Here is a 20,501-nt window from a genome sequence, read left to right on the forward strand (position 1 = left end):
ATGGATAGCCAAACCCTGATGTTGTTCGGCGGTATCGGCGCGATTCTGGTGCTGGCCTCGCTGATCGGCCTGATCCTCAAACTGCGCACCCGTGGTACGCCCAACGCGGTGATCGACAACCTCAACGCCCGCATCAACGCCTGGTGGGTGATGGTGGTGGTCATCGGCATCGCCTTCTGGCTCGGCACCGGCGCGGTGATCCTGCTGTTCTACGCGGTGTCGTTCTACGCCCTGCGCGAATTCCTCACCCTCACCCCCACGCGCCGCAGCGATTACCCCGCGCTGGTCGCCGCGTTCTACCTGGCGCTGCCGCTGCAATACCTGCTGATCTATTCGGACTGGTACGGGCTGTTCTCGATCTTCATCCCCGTGTACGTGTTCCTGCTGCTGCCGATCCTCGCCTCCCTGGGCGGCGATAGCACGCACTTCCTCGAACGCGCCTCGAAAGTGCAATGGGGCCTGATGATCGCGGTGTTCTGCGTGTCGTTCGTGCCCGCCCTGCTCACCCTCGATATCCCCGGCTACGAAGGCCGTAACCTGCTGCTGATCGCCTACCTGGTGATCGTGGTGCAGCTGTCGGACGTGCTGCAGTACGTATGTGGGAAGTTGTTCGGCAAACACAAGATCGCGCCCAACCTGTCGCCGTCCAAAACCGTCGAAGGCTTCGTCGGCGGGATTCTGCTGTCCTCCCTGATCGGCGCCGCGCTATGGTGGACCACACCCTTCAACCCGTGGCAGTCGTTCCTGATTGCGCTGCTGATCAACCTGCTCGGCTTTGCCGGCGGCATCGTGATGTCGGCGATCAAGCGTGATCGAGGCGTGAAGGACTGGGGGCACATGATCGAAGGGCACGGCGGGATGCTGGATCGACTGGATTCGGTATGCTTTGCGGCGCCGATCTTCTTCCATCTTGTGCGCTACTGGTGGACCTGAAGTCACATCACCACCGCATAACCCTGTAGGAGCGAGCTTGCTCGCGAAAAACCCGAGAGCGCCGCGTGCATCCAGAATGCCGGCGTTATCGTTGACGTTCTTCGCGAGCAAGCTCGCTCCTACAGTGATTCACCGGCATTAGCCTGGCAAATGCCCCAGCGGCAATGCGCCTGGGGTTTTCACGGTCTGGATCGCGAAGTTGCTGCGGATGTCCCTTACCCCTGGCAGTTTCAGCAGGCTGCCAGTGACAAACCGCTCATACCCACGCAAATCCGGCACCACCACCTGCAACAGAAAGTCCGACTCCCCCGACACCAGGAACGCCGAGATCACTTCCGGCAACGCCGTTACCGCTTCGCGGAAGGCATTGGCCTCGGTGTCGTTATGCCGCTCCACCTTCACGCCCACGAATACCATCATCCCCAGGCCCACTTCGTCACGGTCCAGCGTGGCCTGGTAGCCGCGAATAACGCCGGCTTCCTCCAGCAGGCGTACGCGCCGCAGGCAAGGTGAAGCAGACAGGCCGATTTCGTCAGCCAGTTGCACATTGCTCAAGCGGCCGTCACGTTGCAGGGCTTCGAGAATCTTGCGGTCAAACGCATCGAGTTTCAGATTTGGCATAAATGAATGGCAGATTAGATATTCAGTGGCAGAGAGTGCCAAGACTAGACGCTTTTCTGGCTGACTACGCAACCACCTGCCCCGCCCTTGCGCCCTAGAATTGGCCGACACACACGGGGGGTGAAACATGGCGGAACTCTGGTTATTCCTGGTGGCTCTTTCGGTGGCGTATCTACTGCCAGGGCCGGACATGATCCTGCTGCTGCAAACCGGCGCACGCCAGGGCAAGGCCTTGGCGCTGACCACGGCGATTGGCTTGGGATTGGCCCGCGCCTGTCATGTGGCGCTGGCGGGCATGGGCTTGGCGACGTTGTTCAAGGTGGCGCCGTGGACCTTCGACGTGGTGCGCCTCGGCGGCGCGGCGTATCTGCTGTGGCTCGGCGTGCAGTGCTTGCGAGCGAACATGCTGCCGGCACTCGATACAACTAACACCACGCTGGCCGCCCATGCCTGGCGGGCAGCGTTTCAACGCGGCCTGCTCACCAACCTGCTCAACCCAAAGGCTCTGCTGTTCTGTTCGGTCCTGCTGCCACAGTTCATCAACCCCCAGGCCGGCCCGGTGGCGGCGCAGTTTGCGTTGCTGGGCGTAATCCTGGTGGCCGTCGGTTTTGCCTTCGACTGCTGCTACGCCCTGGCCGGAGCGCGCATCGGTCAGTGGCTGGCACGCAATCGCTCGGCGCAGCGTGTGCAACAGTGGTTATTCGGCAGTCTTTTGATCGGTTTTGCGGTGCGCCTCACCTTTGTGCAACACGCCTAGCGGGTCGGCGTATCTGCGTCATCTTTTGTATCAAAGACGCGTGTAAGATACGCCGCACTTAGCCAGGGATGCTCACCATGTTCGATTCGTTCAAAGCGATCAGCCGCCGTATTGTCGGTGCGTTATTGACTGTGGTGGGGGCCGTCTTTGGCCAGTGGCATCCGCCCCATTGGCTGCGCGCCATCGGCCGTGGGCTGGCTAACCTGGGCAGGCAAGCCCGCGCTTATCCACGTCAAACCGGTGCCGGCGTAGTAGGCCTGGCGTTGCTGGCGGCCGCTGGTTTCTACGGCTGGCACTGGTATTCCAACCTGCCGCAACCGCATACCGCGAGCTATTCGCTGCACAAACCGAACCTCACCGACTACACCCAGCCCACGCCGGTTGTGGATAACTTGCAGGTGCGTTTCGGCGAATCCGTGGCCCCGCTGGCGGCCATCGGCAAGCCGGTCACCGAGGGCATCACCCTCAAACCGGCGGTGGCGGGCACCTGGCGCTGGGCGGACGACCGCAGCCTGTTGTTCGTACCGGAAAAAGACTGGCCCATCGATGCCCACTACACCCTCGACTTGGCGAAGAAAAACCTGCTGGCCGATGGCGTGTTGCTGGACCAGTACAGCACGCAGTTCTCCACCCAACCATTCCGCGCCACCCTGGCGCAAAACGAGCTGTACCAGGACCCGTCCAACCCAACACTGAAACAGCTGGTGGCGACCTTCCGCTTTTCCCACCCTGTGGATGAGGACAGCCTACGCAAGCGGGTGAGCGTGACCCTCGGCAAAGGCCTGGCCTACCGCGACGCCCAGTTGCCCAACCGCCCGGAAATCACCTTCGACGAGAAGAAACTCAACGCCTACGTACGCTCCGCCGCCCTGGCCACACCGCTGGAAAGCACGCCGGTCAACGCCAAGCTCGACGAAGGCATCAAGGCCCGCGACGGCGGCAACGCCAGCACCGCTCCGCTGGTGGCGGAAGTCACCGTGCCCGGTCGCTATCGCCTGACCTTTACCGGCGCCGAAGTGAGTTTTGTCGACAACCAACGTGGCGAGCCGGAGCCGGTGCTGATGTTCAGCAGTTCCAGCGCCGTGGCCGATGAGACCATCGCCGGTAAGGTGCAGGCCTGGCTCCTGCCGGAAAAAGCCCAGGACGACACGCGCCCCTACAGCAGCAACGACATCGATGACGCCCTGCTCGCCCGCAGCACCAAGGTCAACCTGACCCACGTGCCCAGCGTCGAACCGCTGAACACCCTGCACGCCTTCAAGTTCAAGGCCCCGGCCGGTCGCGCGGTGTATGTGCGCGTTCCTGCCAATCTGGAAGCCATCGGCGGCTATCTGGCAAAAAGTCCTACGGCGTCGCTGATCAGCATGCCGGCGTATCCGCGTACCTTGCAGTTCTTGTCCGACGGCGCCTTGCTCAGCCTCAACGGCGAAAAACGCCTGGGTTTCATGGCCCGTGGCGTGCCCGGCGCCCATGTGGAAATCGCCCGCCTGCTGCCCAACCAATTGCAACACCTGGTGGACCAGAGCAGCGGCAGCTTTGCCCGGCCGAACTTCGGCAACGAATATTTTGATCGCATGGTCGAGCGTCAGGCGTTGGATATCCCGCTGTCATCCAATGACCCGGCGAAAACCGTCTACGACAATGTCGACCTCAGCCACTACCTCACGGCCAACGGCGGTCGGCGCGGCATTTTCGTGCTCAAGCTCAGCCCGCAGGACGACCCGGCCACGCGCACGTTCGAGTACGACCGCAGCAGCACCAGCGACCTGCGTTTCATCGTGGTGACGGACCTGGGCATCATCGCCAAGCGCTCCAGCGATGGCAGCCATGACGTGTACGTGCAGTCGATCGGCAATGGTTCGCCGGTGTCCGACGCACAAGTGGACATCATCGGTCGCAACGGTTTGCCGGTAAGCAGTGGCCGCACCGACGCCGAAGGCCACGCGCACTTCGCCAAGCTGGATGAACTGCGTCGTGAGAAAACGCCGCTGATGTATGTGGTCACGCGCGGCAATGACCAGTCGTTCCTGCCGATCGCCCGCCAGTCTCAGCAGTTGGACTTGTCGCGTTTCGACGTCGGCGGCCTGGAAGAAGACGGTGCGATTGATCGCCTCAGCGCCTACCTGTTTACCGACCGTGGCCTGTACCGGCCCGGCGAAACCGCGCACCTGGGCATGATCGTGCGCAGCGGCAACTGGAAGGGCATGCTGCAAGGCCTGCCGGTGGAGCTGCAAATCACCGACCCGCGTGGGCTGGAGGTGATTCGCCAGCCGCTGAAGCTATCCGCCAGTGGCTTTGAAACCTTTGATTTCCCCAGCAGCGAAGTCGCCCCCGCCGGGGAGTACACCGCGACCTTGCAGTTGATCGGCCAGAAACAGACCCGCACCGACCTGGGCAGCGTGAGCTTCAAGGTCCGCGACTTCGAGCCGGACCGCATGAAGGTCAGCCTGAGCCTGCATGACACGCCGGTGCAAGGCTGGATTCCACCGGACCAAGTGGTGGCCAAGGTCACCGCCATGCACCTGTTTGGCGCGCCAGCAGCCGGCCGTCGTGTTACCGCGAAGATGTCCCTGAGCCCGACGCTCGCAGCGTTTGATCGCTACCCGGACTACCGTTTCCGCCTTAACGACTCGCTGGAAGACGCCACGACCGAAGACCTGGCCGAAACCAACGTCGACGACAACGGCCAGGCCGTGCTCGACCTCAACCTGCAGCGCTTCGCCAACAGCACCTATCGTTTACAGGTGATGACCCAGGTGTTCGAGGCCGAAGGCGGTCGCAATGTGGCGGCGCAAAGTGCCTTGCTGGTGTCGTCCGCGCCCTACCTGGTGGGTGTGAAAAGTCAGGACTCGCTGTCGTACGTCGCCAAGGACGCACCGCGACAAGTGCAATGGCTGGCTGTCGCGCCAGACCTGACACCGCTGGCGGTGGACGGCCTGACCAGCGAAGTGGTCGAGCACCGTTATGTGTCGGTGCTGGTGAAACAGTCCAACGGCACCTACAAGTACGAGTCACGCATCAAGAACATCAGCCAGCCCGCGTCACCGTTGGTGATGACGAAAGAAGGCGCCAAACAGACCCTGAACACCTCAGCGCCGGGCGACTTTACCCTGCAACTCAAGGACGCCAACGGCAACCTGCTGAACCAGATCGACTACAGCGTGGCCGGGCGTGGCAACACCTCGCGCTCCCTGGAACGCAACGCCGAACTGCAACTGCGCCTGGATAAACGCAGCTACGCCACCGGTGATGAGATCGCCATCAGTATCCGTGCCCCGTACACCGGTGCCGGCTTGATCACCATCGAGCGCGACAAGGTCTACACCCAGCAGTGGTTCAAGGCCGACAGCACCAACAGCGTGCAACATATCCGTGTTCCCGCAGGGCTTGAGGGCAATGCCTACGTCAACGTGCAGTTTGTGCGCGACATGGGCTCGGCCGAGGTGTACATGAGCCCGCTGTCCTATGGCGTGGTACCGTTCAGCATCAACCTGGATGCGCGGCGCATGGCCTTGAAGGTGGAAGGCCCGGCGAAGATCGAACCGGGGCAGACGCTGGATATCAAGGTCAACGCCGACCGCCCGGGCCGTGCCGTGGTGTACGCCGTCGATGAAGGCATCCTGCAAGTGGCGCGCTACCAGACACCGGACCCGCTGGGCTTCTTCTTCCAGAAGCGTGCGTTGGAAGTCGGCACCAGTCAGATCCTTGACCTGATCCTGCCGGAATTCAGCCGTTTGCTCAGTGGGGCGGCGCCGGGTGGTGATACGGAAGGTGCGCTGGCCAGTCACCTCAACCCGTTCAAGCGTAAACATCAGCCGCCAGTGGCCTGGTGGTCCGGGTTGGTCGACCTGCCAGCCGGTGAAACCGTGCTGCACTACCAGGTGCCGGACAGCTTCAACGGCAAGCTGCACCTGTTCGCCGTGGCCGTGGACAGCGACAGCGTGGGTGTGAGCGAAGCCAGTACCGACGTGCGCGGGCCCATCGTGATCACGGCGAACGTGCCGGCCTTTGTGGCACCGGGGGATGTGTTCAACGTCAGCGCCGGGGTGTTCAGCAACCTCGATGCGGCGACGGACGTTAAGTTTGAAGTGCAGACCAGCAACGGTCTGGTGGTGCAGGGTGACAAGGGCAGCACGCTGTCCCTGCAACCGCGCAAGGAAGGCACGGCCGAGTTCAAGATCAAGGTCGGCGACACCCTCGGCTCGGCGGATTTGCGCTTTGTCGCGGTGTTGCCGGATGGCAAGCGCATTCAGGTCGCCGAAACCACCTCGATCCGTCCACTGAGCGAACATCGCGTCGCCCTGAGCCTGGGCCGCTTCGACAGCGCCAGCAAAGAGCTGAAACCGACCCGCGAACTGTTCAGCCAACTGCGCGATGTGCAACTGGGTGTGGCTGCCTCGCCGCTGGTATGGGCCAACGGCCTCAAGCATTACCTGGACGACTACGGCTACGCCTGCACCGAGCAACTGGTGTCCAAGGCCATGCCGGCGTTGATCTGGGGCGGCAATGCACCTGAAGCCGAGCACGCTTTCGGCAGTGCGGTACGCATGCTGCGCCAGCGTCAGAACCAGGCCGGTGGCTTTGGCTTGTGGGCGGCCAACCCGGATGTGGCGCCGTACGCTAGCCTCTACGCCACCGACTTCCTGATCGAAGCCAAGGAGCGCGGGCTGCCAGTGCCGGAAGACCTGCTGGTGCGCTCGAACGCGTATCTGACCGACCTAGCCAACGGTCCTAGCGAAGGCCTGTCGGAATTACGCAACCGCGCCTACGCCAGTTACCTGCTGAGCCGTCAGGGGATTCTGGTGAGTGGTGCATTGAGCGATATCCGCGAGCGCTACGAAAGCTACTTCAAGGACAGCTGGCAGAACGACCTCGGCGCCGCTTACCTGGCAGCCAGCTACAAGCTACTCAAGCAGGATCGTCAGGCTGACACGCTGTTCCGTAAAATCCCATGGCGCTCGCTTGTGGATAAGTGGGACAGCGACGGCCTGTATTACGACCCGCTGGTGCACGACGCCGAACACCTGCACCTGTTGGCGCGACATTTCACTGAGTTGATGGACGATGTGCCTGCAGCGCTGCTGGATAAACTCGGCAAGCGCCTCAACGAGCAGCGTTACAACTCACTGTCTGCGGCCCTGCTGCTACGTGCCCTGGACAACTACGGCCAGCGTGCGCAAAGCGACATGACCCTCAAGGCCACCGCCTGGCTGGGTGACAAGCAACAGCAATTGCTGGAGATGGCCGGTCAGCCACCGCGCGCCGCCGTGCCGGGCGCCACGCAAAAGCTGGTGATGGAAAAATCCGACGGTCCAGCGGCGTTCTACATGCTCAGCGAAGCCGGTTTCGACAAGGGCGCCAAGCTCAAGCCGATCAACAATGGCCTGGAAATCATCCACGAATACCTCGACCTCAAGGGCGAACCGGTGAGCAAAGTCGCGGTGGGTGATGAGTTCCTGGTACGCCTGCGCCTGCGCGCTACCGACCGTGATCAGGTGCAACAAGTGGCCGTGGTCGACCTGCTGCCCGGCGGTGTCGAGCCTGTGTATAACTTGCCGCCGGAGCCAGAAGCCGCCAGCACGGAGGAAAGTGAGGGTGAAGAATCCGAGTACGTGGAAGCAGACAGCCAGGAAGAACAAAGCTGGCAAGCGCCCATCGGTGAAACCGAGCTGAGCAACTGGCAGCCGGAGTATGTGGATGTGCGTGATGATCGCGTGGTGTTGTACGGCACTGCGCTGCGTGATGTCGGCACCTTCGTCTACCGCGTGCGCGCCACCAACGCCGGCACCTTCAACACGCCACCGGCCTACGCCGAAGGCATGTACGAAACCACCCTGCAAGGGCGCGGCAAAGTAGGCCAGCTTGAAATTACCAAGCCTTAAGCGCCTGGCGCCGCCGCTGCTTGTAGCGGCGGTGGTGCTGGCGGGCCTGCGGCTTTGGCCCCATGCCCCGCTGGAACAGGCTGTCACCTCATCGCGAGTGGTGTTGGCCGACGACGGTTCGCTGTTGCGCATGACGCTGGCGGATGACGGTCAATACCGCCTGTGGCTACCCCTGGAGCGGATATCGCCGTCACTGGTCGAAGCCTTGCTGCTCAAGGAAGATCGCAATTTCTACTGGCACCCGGGGATCAATCCCCCGGCGTTGCTGCGGGCGGCCCTGGCCACCTACAGCGGTGGTCAGCGCCAGGGCGGCTCGACCTTGAGCATGCAACTGGCCCGACGCCTGTGGGACCTGAACACCCGCCAGGTGCCGGGCAAGTTGCAGCAGATGGCGCTGGCGCTGTGGCTGGAGGCGCGCTACAGCAAGCACGACATCCTTGAGGCCTACCTGAACCTGGCGCCCATGGGCGGCAATATCGAAGGGGCCGAGGCGGCGAGCCGCATCTACTTCGGCAAGTCGGCGGCGCAGTTGTCGTTGTCCGAAGCGCTGGCGCTGGCGGTGATTCCGCAGCAGCCGGGGCGTCGGGCGCGCTTCGGGCCGTCACTGCAACATGCGCGGCTGCGCTTGATGGCGGACTGGCGCGAGACTTATCCACGGGACCCGCGTAACGACAGTTTGCTCGATTTGCCCCTGGAGGCGCGCAACCGCCAGCAGATCCCGTTCCTCGCCCCGCACTTGAGTGAACACCTGCTGGCCTCCCAAACCGGCAATGAGCTGAACAGCACTCTCAACCTGCCGTTGCAGCAATTGCTCGAACGCCTGATCACCGGATTTATCGCCGAGCGGCGCAGCACGGGGGTGGAAAACGCCACGGCCATCCTGATCGACAGCCGCGACCAGAGCGTCAAGGCGCTGGTAGGTTCGGCGGATTACTTATCCACAAGCCTGCACGGTCAGGTCAATGGCGTGCTGTCGCGACGCTCACCGGGGTCGACGCTCAAACCGTTTCTATACGGGTTGGCGCTGGATCAGGGGGTCATCCACCCCATGAGCATCCTTAAAGACTTGCCCAGTAACTTCGGCTACTTCCAACCGGAAAATTTCGACGGCAGTTTTGTCGGCCCACTGACAGCGCGAGATGCGTTGATCCGTAGTCGCAACATTCCGGCGGTGTGGCTCGCCAGCCAGGTCAAATCGCCCTCCTTGTATGGACTGCTGCAACGCGCCGGCATCAAGGGCCTGCGCGACGAGAGCCACTACGGCCTGGCCCTGGCCCTTGGTGGCGGCGAGATGACCCCGGAAGAACTGGCGCGGCTGTATGTGATGCTGGCCGGTGACGGGCACCTGCGGCCGTTGCGCTATTTGCAGGAACAACCGCAATCCACCGGTGCGCCGTTGCTCACGCCCCAGGCCGCCTTCATGGTGCGCGACATGCTGCGCCGTAATCCACGCCCGGATGGCCTGCCCGGCCGCCATTGGCGCACTGCCTGGAAAACCGGCACCTCCTGGGGCTTTCACGATGCCTGGAGCGCGGGGCTGGTCGGCCCTTACGTGCTGGTGGTGTGGGTGGGTAACTTCGATGGCCGCCCGAACCCGGCGTTTATCGGCGCCAAGACCGCTGCACCACTGTTCTTCCGCATCGCCGACGCCCTGCCCCTGGCCTTGCCCACCACCGTCATCAAGCCTGACAAACCGCCCGCCGGGCTGGTACGCATCAACGTCTGCGCCGCGTCCGGCGAATTGCCCAACCGCTGGTGCCCGCAAACCCGCAAGACCTGGTACATCCCCGGCGTCTCGCCGATTCGCGTGTCCAACCTGCACCGCCCGGTGCTGATCGACACCCGCACCGGCAAGGCCGCCTGCCCGCCGTTCGAGCCGCAGTACACCCGCGAAGAAGTCTTCGAATTCTGGCCCAGCGACGTGCAACGCCTGTACCGCGCCGCCGGCCTGCCTAGGCGCAGGCCACCCAACGTGCTGAAAAACTGCCAGCCCAACCGCTTGAGTGACCAAAGCGAAGCGCCGCAGATCCGTTCGCCGCTGACCCAGGTGAGCTACCAGTTGCGCTTGTCTCAACCCCAGGAAAGTATCCCGCTGAATGCCAACGCGGCCAGCGACGCGGCAACGCTGTATTGGTTTGCTGATCAAACCTTGATCGGCCAGGGTTCGCCGCAAGCCACACTGAACTGGCGGCCGGGCAAGTCGGGGGAGTATCGGTTGCGGGTCAGTGATGATCAGGGACGCAGTGCGAGCCGGGGGTTGAAAGTGGAATTTGTGCCGTGATCAGGCGTCTTCGTCGCCGAAACTGCTCTTGCTCACACGTTTGGCGAAATGCTTGTACGCCACGCCCATTTTTCGCTGCTCGAACAGTGAGAACACCAGAGTGCCGAGCAAGATCAGCATCCACACCAGGAACTGTTTCAAGGCATCCACATGGGCGACAAACAGCAACAGGGTCACCACGCCGCCGATCACCATGCCCAGCCCCATCCACGCGCCAAGCACGCGGCCTACCGCCAGGCGCATGCCCTTGGGCAGCAGCAATCGAGCCCATATCAACACTATAAAGAGCGTCAGCATGAAGCCGAAGGCCGCCATGAACGGAATCGGGAAGCCACCCTCACGGTACAGCCAGGCCAGCAGCTTATACACAGGGCCGAGTGATTCCATCTGTTGATAAGTGTCGGGGCCCGGCAGATGCAGTTGGGCGAAATGCGCGGGGGTCATGGCCATTACACCCACGGCCAACATCGCCACCACTGCAGCGTAGAAGCTGCCGACACGCCACAGCGGCGCCAGCACGCGGCGGTTTTCCACATCTGCTGTCAGCGCTACGCCGAACACCGACTTGGGCTGCCTGCCCTGGGCAATCACCGTGCGGCCATCGCGCTCGCCAGCATCGCCAATCAGCATCACATCCAGGTCTTGGCTCAACAGGATCTCGCCCTGGCGGCGGGAGCTGCCGATGGGCTCGTAGTCGTCAGGTGATTTATTACCAAACAGGTCGATACCCTCGGCGACCACGCTGATTTCCCCGGTGGAGTCCTGCAGGCGGAAGTCATTGCAACGCGCCTCGCTCTTGGCCCGGCTCCAACTCCAGCGCCCGTCGTCGTCCTTCTCGCCCTCTTCAATGATCCACACATAGCCCGCGCAAGGCTTGCCATGCACCGGCGACAACAGCGGTGTATCCACTAGCACCTTGCCGCGGATTTCCACCAGGCCCATGGCCAGTGAACGTATCTGACTGGTGGCCAGCCGTTGTTCGGTCTTGTAAAAGTTGGGGCCAAAGCTGGCCAGCAGGCAGACCAGGACGAGCACCGGGAAAAACATCGCCACCACGCTCATCGGCGCGTAGACCAGCAAGAACGCGAAGCCCGCCAAAAACAGCAGCGCCAGCACGGTTTTCCACCGCGATTTGTTTTTCTCCTCACCTGCCTGAGTGGTTTTCATACCCCCGGCACCTCAAGCTTCACGCCTTCGTAACGCGTTTCTTCAGCACTGATGGCCAGTAGTGGGATGCGCTGATAGCTGAGCATCCGCGCGAAGAACAGGTCGGGGAACACCGCGATGGCAATGTTGTAGAGGTTCACCGATTCGTTGAAGAACTCGCGACGGTCGGCAATACGCTCCTCGACCGCAGAGATTGCGTGCTGCAACTCGACCATGTTGGGGCCGGAGATGAGCGTGGGGTAACCCTCTGCCACCGCAATCACCGACTTGAGCGCTGCATTCAACTGGTTGGAGGCGTCGACCTTATCGTTGAGGCTACCGGCGTTGAGGTACTGCTGGCGGGCATCGCTCAGGCGCGTGAACAGCGCGTGCTCATGGTTCATGGCGGTTTGCACCACGCGCATCAGGTCCGGGATCTGATCGGCCCGTTGCTTGAGCAGCACGTCGATGTTGGCAAAGGCTTTGTCCACATCATTGCGCCGCATCACCAGGCCGTTGTAGACCCCCACCATCCAGCCGACCAGGCCGACGACAATGATCAGCACGACGATACCGGCGATAAGCAGTTCGATGTTCATGGTAGAAGGCGTCCCTGAATGAGTTATCCACAGGAGGCATTCTAGGGGTAAAGGGGGGAATGTATCGAGATCACTGTTCTGGGAGAACGCGACGCGGGCTCACGGCAAGTGTTTGAGAATCGGGCGGCCTCAAGGCCGCCCGTTCAACGGCTCATTACAGAAAACGCGCAACCTGTGTTGCCAACGTTTCATCCAGATCAGGCGACATCTGGTGCAGCGGATTGGACGCCATCCCCGTCGGAGTAACCCGGCTGGTGATTTTCGGGAAATAGGTCTGCTCAGGGTCGACCTTCACAATGAAGGCCGCAGGACCTTCGCCATCGAGTTGGGCGCTGAAATCCTGCGAACGCTCGAAGCCAGGCTCCACATGCACGACTGGAATCCCATAGGCCTTGAACAGAGCAGCCCAGTTTGGCAACCCCAGACCCGTCTCGATGTCACAGCCGACGTAACGGCCACCGAAGTAGCTGCGCTGGGTAGAGCGAATAGACGCATAACCCGAGTCGTCGAAGATGAAGATCTTGACGTTCAGACGATTGACACCAACCGTACCGATCTCCTGGAGGTTCTGAGCGAAGCCGCCGTCGCCCTCAACCAGCACCACACGTTGATCGGGGTTGGCAAATGCCGCGCCTATGGCACCACTCAAGCCATAGCCCATTGAGGCCAGGCCCTTGTTGGTCACCACGCGCTGACCGGCTTTTTGCGCAAACACCTGCATCATGACCGTGAATGCACCGCCGCTGCTGCAAGGTACGACTACATCGTCCGATTTGAGCAAGGTGGACAGATGCTCCACCAGCTTGAAGGGTGACTGATACCCTTCGTGAGTGACGTTTTCTTCGATCAGTGGCAACGCCGCCTGAACTTCGCGGCAGTAACCGTGCCACTCGCTCCACTGGCCATCGAGTTTGGAAGCCAGGCTCTTGAGCCATGGGTTGACGTCGGCACAGATTGGCACATCGACACGAGGATGCCCCTTGGTCAGCTCGGCCACATCGCAGTCCACCTGCACGACCTTGCCGCCACGCCCGAACTCTTGCCAGTTGAAACCCGTCTGCTGCAGACCCAGTCGCGTACCCAGCGCAAGGACCACGTCGGCCTGCTGAAGCAGCAAGTTGGCATAGCGCTGGCCCCAGGTATTCGGTCGACCGAAATAGCATGGATGGTCGGCAGCGATACGGTCCAGGCCATTCCAAGTAGTGAACAACGGCAGGGAGTGTTGCTCGGCCACGGCGGCCAACGCTGCAGCCGCTTCAAGGCTGACGCCACCGCCAATCAACACCGCCGGGCGCTGAGCGCCTCGCAGCAGGGCCAAGACTTCATCAAGCGAAGTTTCGGCAGTGCGTACACCCGTCGGCAACGGCAGCGGCTTGCCAGTAATGGCCGCCGCTGGCGTGGTCGGCAGCTCTTCGGCGCTCATCAAGCGGCCTTGCACATCCAGCGGCAGCTCGATAAAGACAGGCCCAGGACGGCCACGTTCGGTCGCTGCGCAGAGGGCCAGGAAGGCTTCGCGGGAGAGCTGGGTGTCCAGGCGCTCGGCTGCAACCGTGATCGGGCGAGCGATAGCAATGCCGTCGATTTCCTGGATACCGCGCTGGCGCAATTGGCCATGGCTCAAGTCGGCGGTCTTGACCTGCCCACCGATGACCAGTAGTTCACGGCTCTCAAGGAAGGCGCCGGACAACGCCGTGACGATGTTGGTCAGGCCCGGACCTGCGGTGACCAGCGCCAAGGCTTTGTGCCCTTGGCTATTGGTGGCGTTGAAGTATTCCGCCGCGATACCTGCCGCCACCTCATGCACCACAGGGACGCAGGTGAGGTTGTGGCTGAGGCTTTCCAGCAGGTGCATGATGTTGCCGCCCGCCACGAAGAAGCAGTGTGTGTAGCCCGCTTCTGCCAACCAGGTGCTAATCCAATCGCTATACTTTTTCTGCATGATCACTCCCAGAGAACTCTTTGGCGGTTTCGTCACGAATGACCTTTCCGTGTTCCACGTGCAAAATCCGCGTACAGGTGCGCGCAAGCATCGTCTTGTCATGCGAGGCAATCACGACGATCGCTGCACGGTTGAACAGATGGGTAAGCCGCTCTGTGGCGCGTTCCTTGAAGTCGTCGTCGCCAACACTCAGCCATTCGTCCATCAACAGGATGTCGGATTCGGCGCAGGTTGAGATAGCAAACGCCAGCCGCATCATCATCCCGCTGGAGTAGGTGCGAACAGGCAGCTTCAGGTAATCGCCCAACCCGGAGAAATCGCAGATTTCATCGATGTAGGGTTTGATCCGCTTGGGCGAATGCCCCATGGTTATCGCGCGCAGCGTGATGTTCTCGACACCCGTGGAATCGAGGTCAAACCCTTGGGAGATATCCAGCAGCGACGTGATCGTGCCCTCTATGTCTAGCGTGCCACTGGCCGGCTCGAACACACCGCTCAAGGCGCGGAGCAGTGTGGTCTTGCCCGAGCCATTGTGACCCAGCAAACCAATTCGCTCACCGTCGTTGATCGAGAACGTGGCACCGTCAACCGCACGTACCGTAACCCGAGAGTCGTTGCCAGCCAGCTTGCCGCCTGTCGCCGCCTTGAGGAACGTTTTGCGCATCGACCGCTGCGCGCCCTGGTAAATCGGAAATTCGACCACCAGGTCCTTAGCAATGATGTGGGCCATGGACTACAACCAATAAACAATGCGCGTACGAAAACGCGCAAACAAAAGAAAAGATACCACCGCGGTAGCCAGCAGAACCCCACCCACATTCCCCCAGAGGGACCATGTCAATGGTTGGCCCAGCAGCGGATTACGGACGAGTTCGAGCATGTAGTAGAAGGGGTTTATCTCGGCGATCCACATCCGGGAATTCAGAACATCTGCCTTCCACATGATAGGCGTCATGAAAAACACCACCTGCATCACGTTCGAAACGATCAGCGGGATATCGCGGAAACGCGCGCTGAGCAAGCCGACAAGTAATGCCAGCCAGAACAGGAAAACCCCGATCACCGCCAGCCCGACGAGGGCCATCAGCAAGTTCATGAAATTGAACGGCAGGAACCACACCACCACCGCGACCAGCACCACCGCGTTGTGCAGGAACACAAGAATATTGCGCCACACCAGCCGCAGCACATACGACGACAAGGGTATCCGTGCCGCCTTGATACTGCCCTCCGCCCCTGTGAACACGAAGCAACTTTCGGTGACCACCAGAGTCATGAAGTTCCAGGTAATCATGCCCGCAGCAAGGTAGGGGATGTAGTCATGCACATCCAGTTTGAATAACCCGGCATACATCACCCCCAAGCCACCGATCAATACGGCGGTGCTGAGGGTGATCCACAGCGGCCCCAACACGGACCGCCGATACCGCTGCTTGATGTCATGGCTCCCTAGGAAAATCCAGGTTTCCGTCGCAACCAAAGCGGTGCGCAAATCACTCCAGGCTTCACTGACTCGTTTAGAAAAGCGCTTACTCAAGGGGCGTCCTATTATTTATTGATACCGAAGAACGTTTCGATACGATCAACGACGTAGTCAAGCATTTCAGGGGTAAGTCCAGGCCAAACGCCGACCCAGAATGTCTTGCTCATGATCCGGTCGGTGTTTTCGAGGGTGCCCGACACTCGATATTCGCGGCCAATCATATACGGTTGGCGCAGCAGATTCCCGGCGAAGAGCAAACGGGTACCAATTTTGTGCTCGTCCAGGTAGGTCAGCAGATCCAGACGTTGGTACGGAATGTGATCCTTCAAGGTGATCGGGAAGCCGAACCAGGATGGCTCTGCGCCATCAGTGGCTTTAGGAAGCACCAGGAATTCCGCGCAGCTCGCAAGTCGTTCTTTCAGGTAGGCAAAGTTGTGCTTGCGGGCCTCGATGAAAGACGGCAGCTTGTCCATTTGCGCCAACGCGCAAGCAGCCTGCATGTCGGTAATCTTGAGGTTATAGCCGAGGTGGGAGTAGGTGTATTTGTGGTCATAACCATACGGCAGGTCACCCAGCTGCCAGCAAAAACGCTTCTTGCAGGTGTTGTCCTCACCCGGTGGGCAGAAGCACGAGCGACCCCAGTCACGAATGGATTCGACCGCCAGGCGTAGCTTGGACTTGTTGGTGAAGACCGCACCGCCCTCACCCATGGTGATGTGGTGCGCGGGGTAGAAACTCAAGGTGCCGATGTCGCCAAAGGTGCCGACCAGTTTGCCGTCATAGGTAGAACCCAGGGCGTCGCAGCAGTCTTCGACCAACCACAGTTTGTACTTGTCGCAGAGCTCGCGGATCTTGCGCAGGTTGTACGGGTTACCCAGGGTGTGAGCCAGCATGATCGCTTTGGTTTTCGGCGAAATGGCCGCTTCGATCAGCTCCGGGTCGATGTTGTAGGTTTCCAGGTCAACGTCGACGAATACCGGGACGGCGCCATTCTGGATGATCGGGTTGACGGTGGTGGGGAAGCCCGCAGCCACGCCAATCACTTCGTCACCCGGCTTGATTGCGCGATCGCCCAGGGTTGGAGAAGTCAGCGCAGTGAACGCCAGCAGGTTGGCTGAAGAGCCGGAGTTGGTGGTCAGCACATGCTTGACGCCCAGAAACTTGCTGAGGCGCTTTTCAAACTCGGTATTGAAACGGCCGGTGGTCAACCAACCATCCAGAGAGGCCTGGATCATCAGGCCCACTTCGGCACCGTCGATCACCTTGCCTGCGGGTGGAATGGCGGTCACGCCCGGTACGAATTCGCGACGCGCAAAGGCGGTCTTGGAGTATTGCTGGGCCAGATCGTCAATCTGTTTTCTGAGGTCGTCTTGGGTGGTCATCAGGTAATCCGTGTTCATTATGGTCAAGCTTTAGAAAAGCTCGAAATTTGATCAATACACACTTGTCGCATGTCGCTACCGGCCAGGAATTCACGGTGCCAGTACACGACCTCATCCAACGCTCGAGCGAGGGACCAGCGTGGTGTCCAAGACAGCCGTGCACGGGCCTTGGAGCAATCCAGCTTGAGGTAATTCGCCTCGTGAGGTGCCGCAGCATTGGCCTCGATACGGAATTGAGCACCATCGGACCAACACTGAGTCATACGTTCGGTAATCCAGCTCACGGGTTGGGCATCGGACTCTGCGGGGCCGAAGTTCCAGCCCTCAGCAACCTGCTTGCCGTCCTCATACAGACGCTGGGCCAGCACCAGGTAACCGGACAGTGGCTCCAACACATGCTGCCAAGGGCGAATCGCTCCCGGGTTGCGGATGATAGCAACTTCTTTGCGTTCGAATGCCCCCAGCAAATCCGGGACCAGACGATCTGCAGCCCAGTCACCACCGCCAATCACGTTACCCGCACGGCCACTGCCCAGCCCTACACCGTGCTCAGCGTAGCGAGCCGGGTTGAAATACGAGTTGCGATAAGACGATGTCACCAGTTCGGTGCAACCCTTGCTGGCACTGTAGGGGTCATAGCCGCCCATGGCTTCGTTCTCGCGGTAGCCCCAAGGCCATTCGCGATTCTCGTAGCATTTGTCGGAGCTGACCACGACGCAGGCCCGCACACTCGGGCAGGCACGGACCGCCTCCAGCAGGTGCACAGTGCCCATTACGTTGGTACTGAATGTTTCGACCGGTGCATCGTAGGAATACCGAACCAGCGGCTGCGCCGCCAAATGCAGGACGATTTCCGGTTGCGCCTGGGCCACGGCTGCCGCCAATGCTGCGCCATCACGAATGTCGCCGATGATCGACGTCATGCCCTCGCCCACCGACGCGACGTCGAACAGGCTCGGATTGGTCTGCGGTTCGAGGGCGAAACCGGTCACGATGGCGCCCAGTTCCTGCAGCCATACCGCCAGCCAGCCACCTTTGAAACCGGTATGTCCCGTCAGGAATACCTTCTTGCCCTGCCAGAACTCGCGACTGATCACCATACTTTCCACGGGGCGACCTTGCGTTCCCACAAGTCCTCCAGCTGCTGCTTCTCGCGCAGGGTATCCATCGGTTGCCAGAAGCCGTCGTGTTCAAAAGCCAGCAATTGATGATCGCGCGCGAGCGCTTCAAGTGGTTCACGCTCCCAGATGGTTTCGTCTTTCTCGATCAGGTCGATGACTTCCGGCTTGAGCACGAAGAAACCGCCGTTGATAAAGGAGCCATCACCGTGTGGTTTCTCGCGGAAACTTTCTACATGGTGATCGTTGATGTTCAGCGCACCGAAACGGCCAGGTGGCTGGGTGGCGGTGACCGTCGCCTTCTTGCCATGAGCCTTGTGGAAGGCGATCAACTTGCCAATGTCGATGTCGGCAACACCGTCACCATAGGTAAAGCAGAAGTCCTCGCCCGGCTCCAGATACTGGCGGACACGGCGCAGGCGCCCGCCCGTCTGTGAATCTGCTCCGGTATCGACCAGGGTCACACGCCACGGCTCGGCGTTGTTCTGATGGACTTCCATCTTGTTGTTCGCCATGTCGAAGGTGACGTCCGACATGTGCAGGAAATAGTTGGCAAAGTACTCTTTGATGACATAGCCCTTGTAGCCCAGGCAGATCACAAAATCATTCACGCCATAATGGGAATATATCTTCATGATGTGCCAGAGGATGGGACGGCCGCCCACTTCAACCATAGGTTTCGGTCGTGTGCTTGTCTCTTCGCTCAGTCGGCTGCCCAGCCCACCGGCCAAAATCACTGCCTTCATTGTTTGCTCCTGCATTTTCCAAAATAGTGTTCATCGGGGGCTGGTCGCGCCGTCACCCGCTAGCGTGCGCATTATCGTCTAAGTAGACGTCTACTCAAACGTGCAAACGTTTCAAAGGGATAGGCCACCAGTCGGGACATTTTGCGAAAGACCAACGTCGCTTGACGATAGATGTGGACCGAATGGGTATATTCATGAACCGCACGCTGCATCAAGCCAATGTGTTGCTCGCCCAATCGCTCCAACTCAGTTAACAATCGCGTCGTTTGTGTGTTGGAAGAGGCCTCGTATTTTTTCGCGTAGACGGCGGCTCGAGAAACCAACACGTCAAAATCATCGTCGACGAGCAGGAAGGGGACCTGCTCCTCAAGATCGATAACAGATAAGGCATTGACAATCCCACCCTTGATCTCGGGTTTGATGGCGACCCAGTGACAGGCCATCCGGTAAATCTGATAGCCGCTGCGCTCGCCCTGCCAGTGGTTACGATAAATATCGATATCGTGTAACGAATACAACTGCCCAAAGTCTTTTCTTAATTCTTTGAGCTCTCTCTTAGAGCGTTTCCCCATTGCAATTTCGTTCATTTTTTCAATGGGTTCAAACAGGTCATACGCAAACAGATCGCATGAGACAAAGAAGTCCCGAATGTCTGCGAGCACTTGCTGATCGACAGAGAATCGCGCGTCCGAATATTTAATCGACTCCGACACCTGCGTATAGATTGTGTGAATGACGTTATTCATTAACTTAAAGCGCGTACCGTCACGGCGACCCTCAATGATCCTGGGCAGTGCCGATGCAGAAATGGCACCCCGCTCTACAAGCCACTTGAGCTGCAACGCGACGCCAATCCCCCAGAAATACTGATCACCCACGTTTTTACGCTGAGCGACCTTTTTGAAGTGTGCAACTTGTTTCGGCAGGTCTGAGTTACGGTAATAGACCAATGGTCTGTTGACGATCCGGGTTCTAAGCCGTGCGAAGCACGCTAGAAACCAACAGACGTGCCCGTATAACGGTTGGATCGCGTTAGCCTGCCAGGCAACGTCGACGTCGGCCTTCTCGCGCCGGAATATCACATTGGAGATCCCTGCCAACATGAATACGAAACCGGCGGTCTCAATCAGCGAGTCCCCGGACAAGTCCAAGTGCGCGGTCCGCATATGCGCCATGCGTCTGCAAATAACAACGCCGTCATCGTCGATCACGGGAGAGTTGAAAACGTAGAGATCCGCCGCATCCTGATGAATCATGGCGATGAGACTTAGAATGGTCTCGACGGTAGGAATGTCATCATCCCCGTGATACCAGACAAACTCACCGCTGCAGAGTTCGAGGGAATGGAACATATTCAACTCGGCGGTATCAAGGAATTCTGTTCGATTAATCAACCTGATTGCGCCACCCACCAATGGCTCAATCATTTCCCGGGTGCCGTCTGTCGAGCAGTTATTCACGACAACAACTTCTACATCATCCGTTAAAGGAAGGAGATTCTGTTTTAGAAAAAGTACCAGCGCATGCACTCGCTTTCCACGGTTATACGTGGGAATACAAATAGTCAGCGCCGGGCCACCGGGCAAAACTTTTTTCATTCTCTTTATCCTATCG

General features: G+C 60.0%; 14 protein-coding genes. 4 read left to right on the plus strand and 10 right to left on the minus strand.

What is annotated here, in order from left to right; all coding sequences use genetic code 11:
* Positions 1–933 (plus strand): phosphatidate cytidylyltransferase, encoded by a 933-nt coding sequence (locus tag BLR69_RS21435; RefSeq protein ID WP_017528659.1) that lies wholly within the window; start codon positions 1–3, stop codon positions 931–933.
* Between the two features lie 138 nt (positions 934–1,071).
* Here the strand turns inward: BLR69_RS21435 and BLR69_RS21440 are convergent, their stop codons facing one another.
* Complete coding sequence (locus BLR69_RS21440; protein ID WP_025854407.1) at positions 1,072–1,545, minus strand: Lrp/AsnC family transcriptional regulator; 474 nt, start codon at positions 1,543–1,545, stop codon at positions 1,072–1,074.
* Positions 1,546–1,681: 136 nt separating this feature from the next.
* Between BLR69_RS21440 and BLR69_RS21445 the strand changes: the two genes are divergently transcribed.
* From BLR69_RS21445 to pbpC, 3 genes are all read left to right on the plus strand, one after another.
* Positions 1,682–2,311: a LysE family translocator gene (locus BLR69_RS21445; protein WP_071494710.1), complete on the plus strand. Its 630-nt coding sequence runs from the start codon at positions 1,682–1,684 to the stop codon at positions 2,309–2,311.
* Positions 2,312–2,388: 77 nt separating this feature from the next.
* Complete coding sequence (locus BLR69_RS21450; protein WP_071494816.1) at positions 2,389–8,193, plus strand: MG2 domain-containing protein; 5,805 nt, start codon at positions 2,389–2,391, stop codon at positions 8,191–8,193.
* Positions 8,174–10,474: a penicillin-binding protein 1C gene (pbpC, locus tag BLR69_RS21455; protein WP_071494711.1), complete on the plus strand. Its 2,301-nt coding sequence runs from the start codon at positions 8,174–8,176 to the stop codon at positions 10,472–10,474. The genes BLR69_RS21450 and pbpC overlap by 20 nt, the downstream gene beginning before the upstream one ends.
* On the opposite strand, the gene BLR69_RS21460 is transcribed toward pbpC, so the two are convergent.
* From BLR69_RS21460 to BLR69_RS21500, 9 genes are all read right to left on the minus strand, one after another.
* Positions 10,475–11,641, minus strand: a complete 1,167-nt coding sequence (locus BLR69_RS21460) for a hypothetical protein (protein ID WP_071494712.1) — start codon at positions 11,639–11,641, stop codon at positions 10,475–10,477.
* Positions 11,638–12,219 (minus strand): LemA family protein, encoded by a 582-nt coding sequence (locus tag BLR69_RS21465; protein WP_071494713.1) that lies wholly within the window; start codon positions 12,217–12,219, stop codon positions 11,638–11,640. The genes BLR69_RS21460 and BLR69_RS21465 overlap by 4 nt, the downstream gene beginning before the upstream one ends.
* 154 nt (positions 12,220–12,373) lie before the next feature.
* Positions 12,374–14,158, minus strand: coding sequence for a thiamine pyrophosphate-binding protein (locus tag BLR69_RS21470; protein ID WP_071494714.1), 1,785 nt, complete (start codon positions 14,156–14,158; stop codon positions 12,374–12,376).
* Positions 14,142–14,888, minus strand: coding sequence for an ABC transporter ATP-binding protein (locus BLR69_RS21475; RefSeq protein ID WP_071494715.1), 747 nt, complete (start codon positions 14,886–14,888; stop codon positions 14,142–14,144). The genes BLR69_RS21470 and BLR69_RS21475 overlap by 17 nt, the downstream gene beginning before the upstream one ends.
* A 3-nt stretch (positions 14,889–14,891) precedes the next feature.
* A complete protein-coding gene (locus BLR69_RS21480) occupies positions 14,892–15,695 on the minus strand; it encodes an ABC transporter permease (protein WP_166794293.1) in 804 nt (267 codons plus the stop codon).
* Between the two features lie 11 nt (positions 15,696–15,706).
* The gene (gene rfbH, locus BLR69_RS21485; RefSeq protein ID WP_071494817.1) at positions 15,707–17,023 is read right to left on the minus strand and encodes a lipopolysaccharide biosynthesis protein RfbH; all 1,317 of its coding nucleotides are present in this window, start codon (positions 17,021–17,023) and stop codon (positions 15,707–15,709) included.
* 23 nt (positions 17,024–17,046) lie between these two features.
* Complete coding sequence (gene rfbG / locus BLR69_RS21490; protein ID WP_197681374.1) at positions 17,047–18,132, minus strand: CDP-glucose 4,6-dehydratase; 1,086 nt, start codon at positions 18,130–18,132, stop codon at positions 17,047–17,049.
* The gene (gene rfbF / locus BLR69_RS21495; protein WP_071494718.1) at positions 18,117–18,887 is read right to left on the minus strand and encodes a glucose-1-phosphate cytidylyltransferase; all 771 of its coding nucleotides are present in this window, start codon (positions 18,885–18,887) and stop codon (positions 18,117–18,119) included. Before rfbF ends, rfbG begins: the two co-directional genes overlap by 16 nt.
* 71 nt (positions 18,888–18,958) lie before the next feature.
* Entirely contained in the window at positions 18,959–20,485 is a 1,527-nt protein-coding gene (locus tag BLR69_RS21500; RefSeq protein ID WP_071494719.1) for a glycosyltransferase family 2 protein, read from the minus strand.
* Positions 20,486–20,501: the final 16 nt, after the last annotated feature.

It is taken from the genome of Pseudomonas azotoformans (genome assembly GCF_900103345.1).
In the GTDB taxonomy this organism is placed as follows: Bacteria; Pseudomonadota; Gammaproteobacteria; order Pseudomonadales; family Pseudomonadaceae; genus Aquipseudomonas; species Aquipseudomonas azotoformans.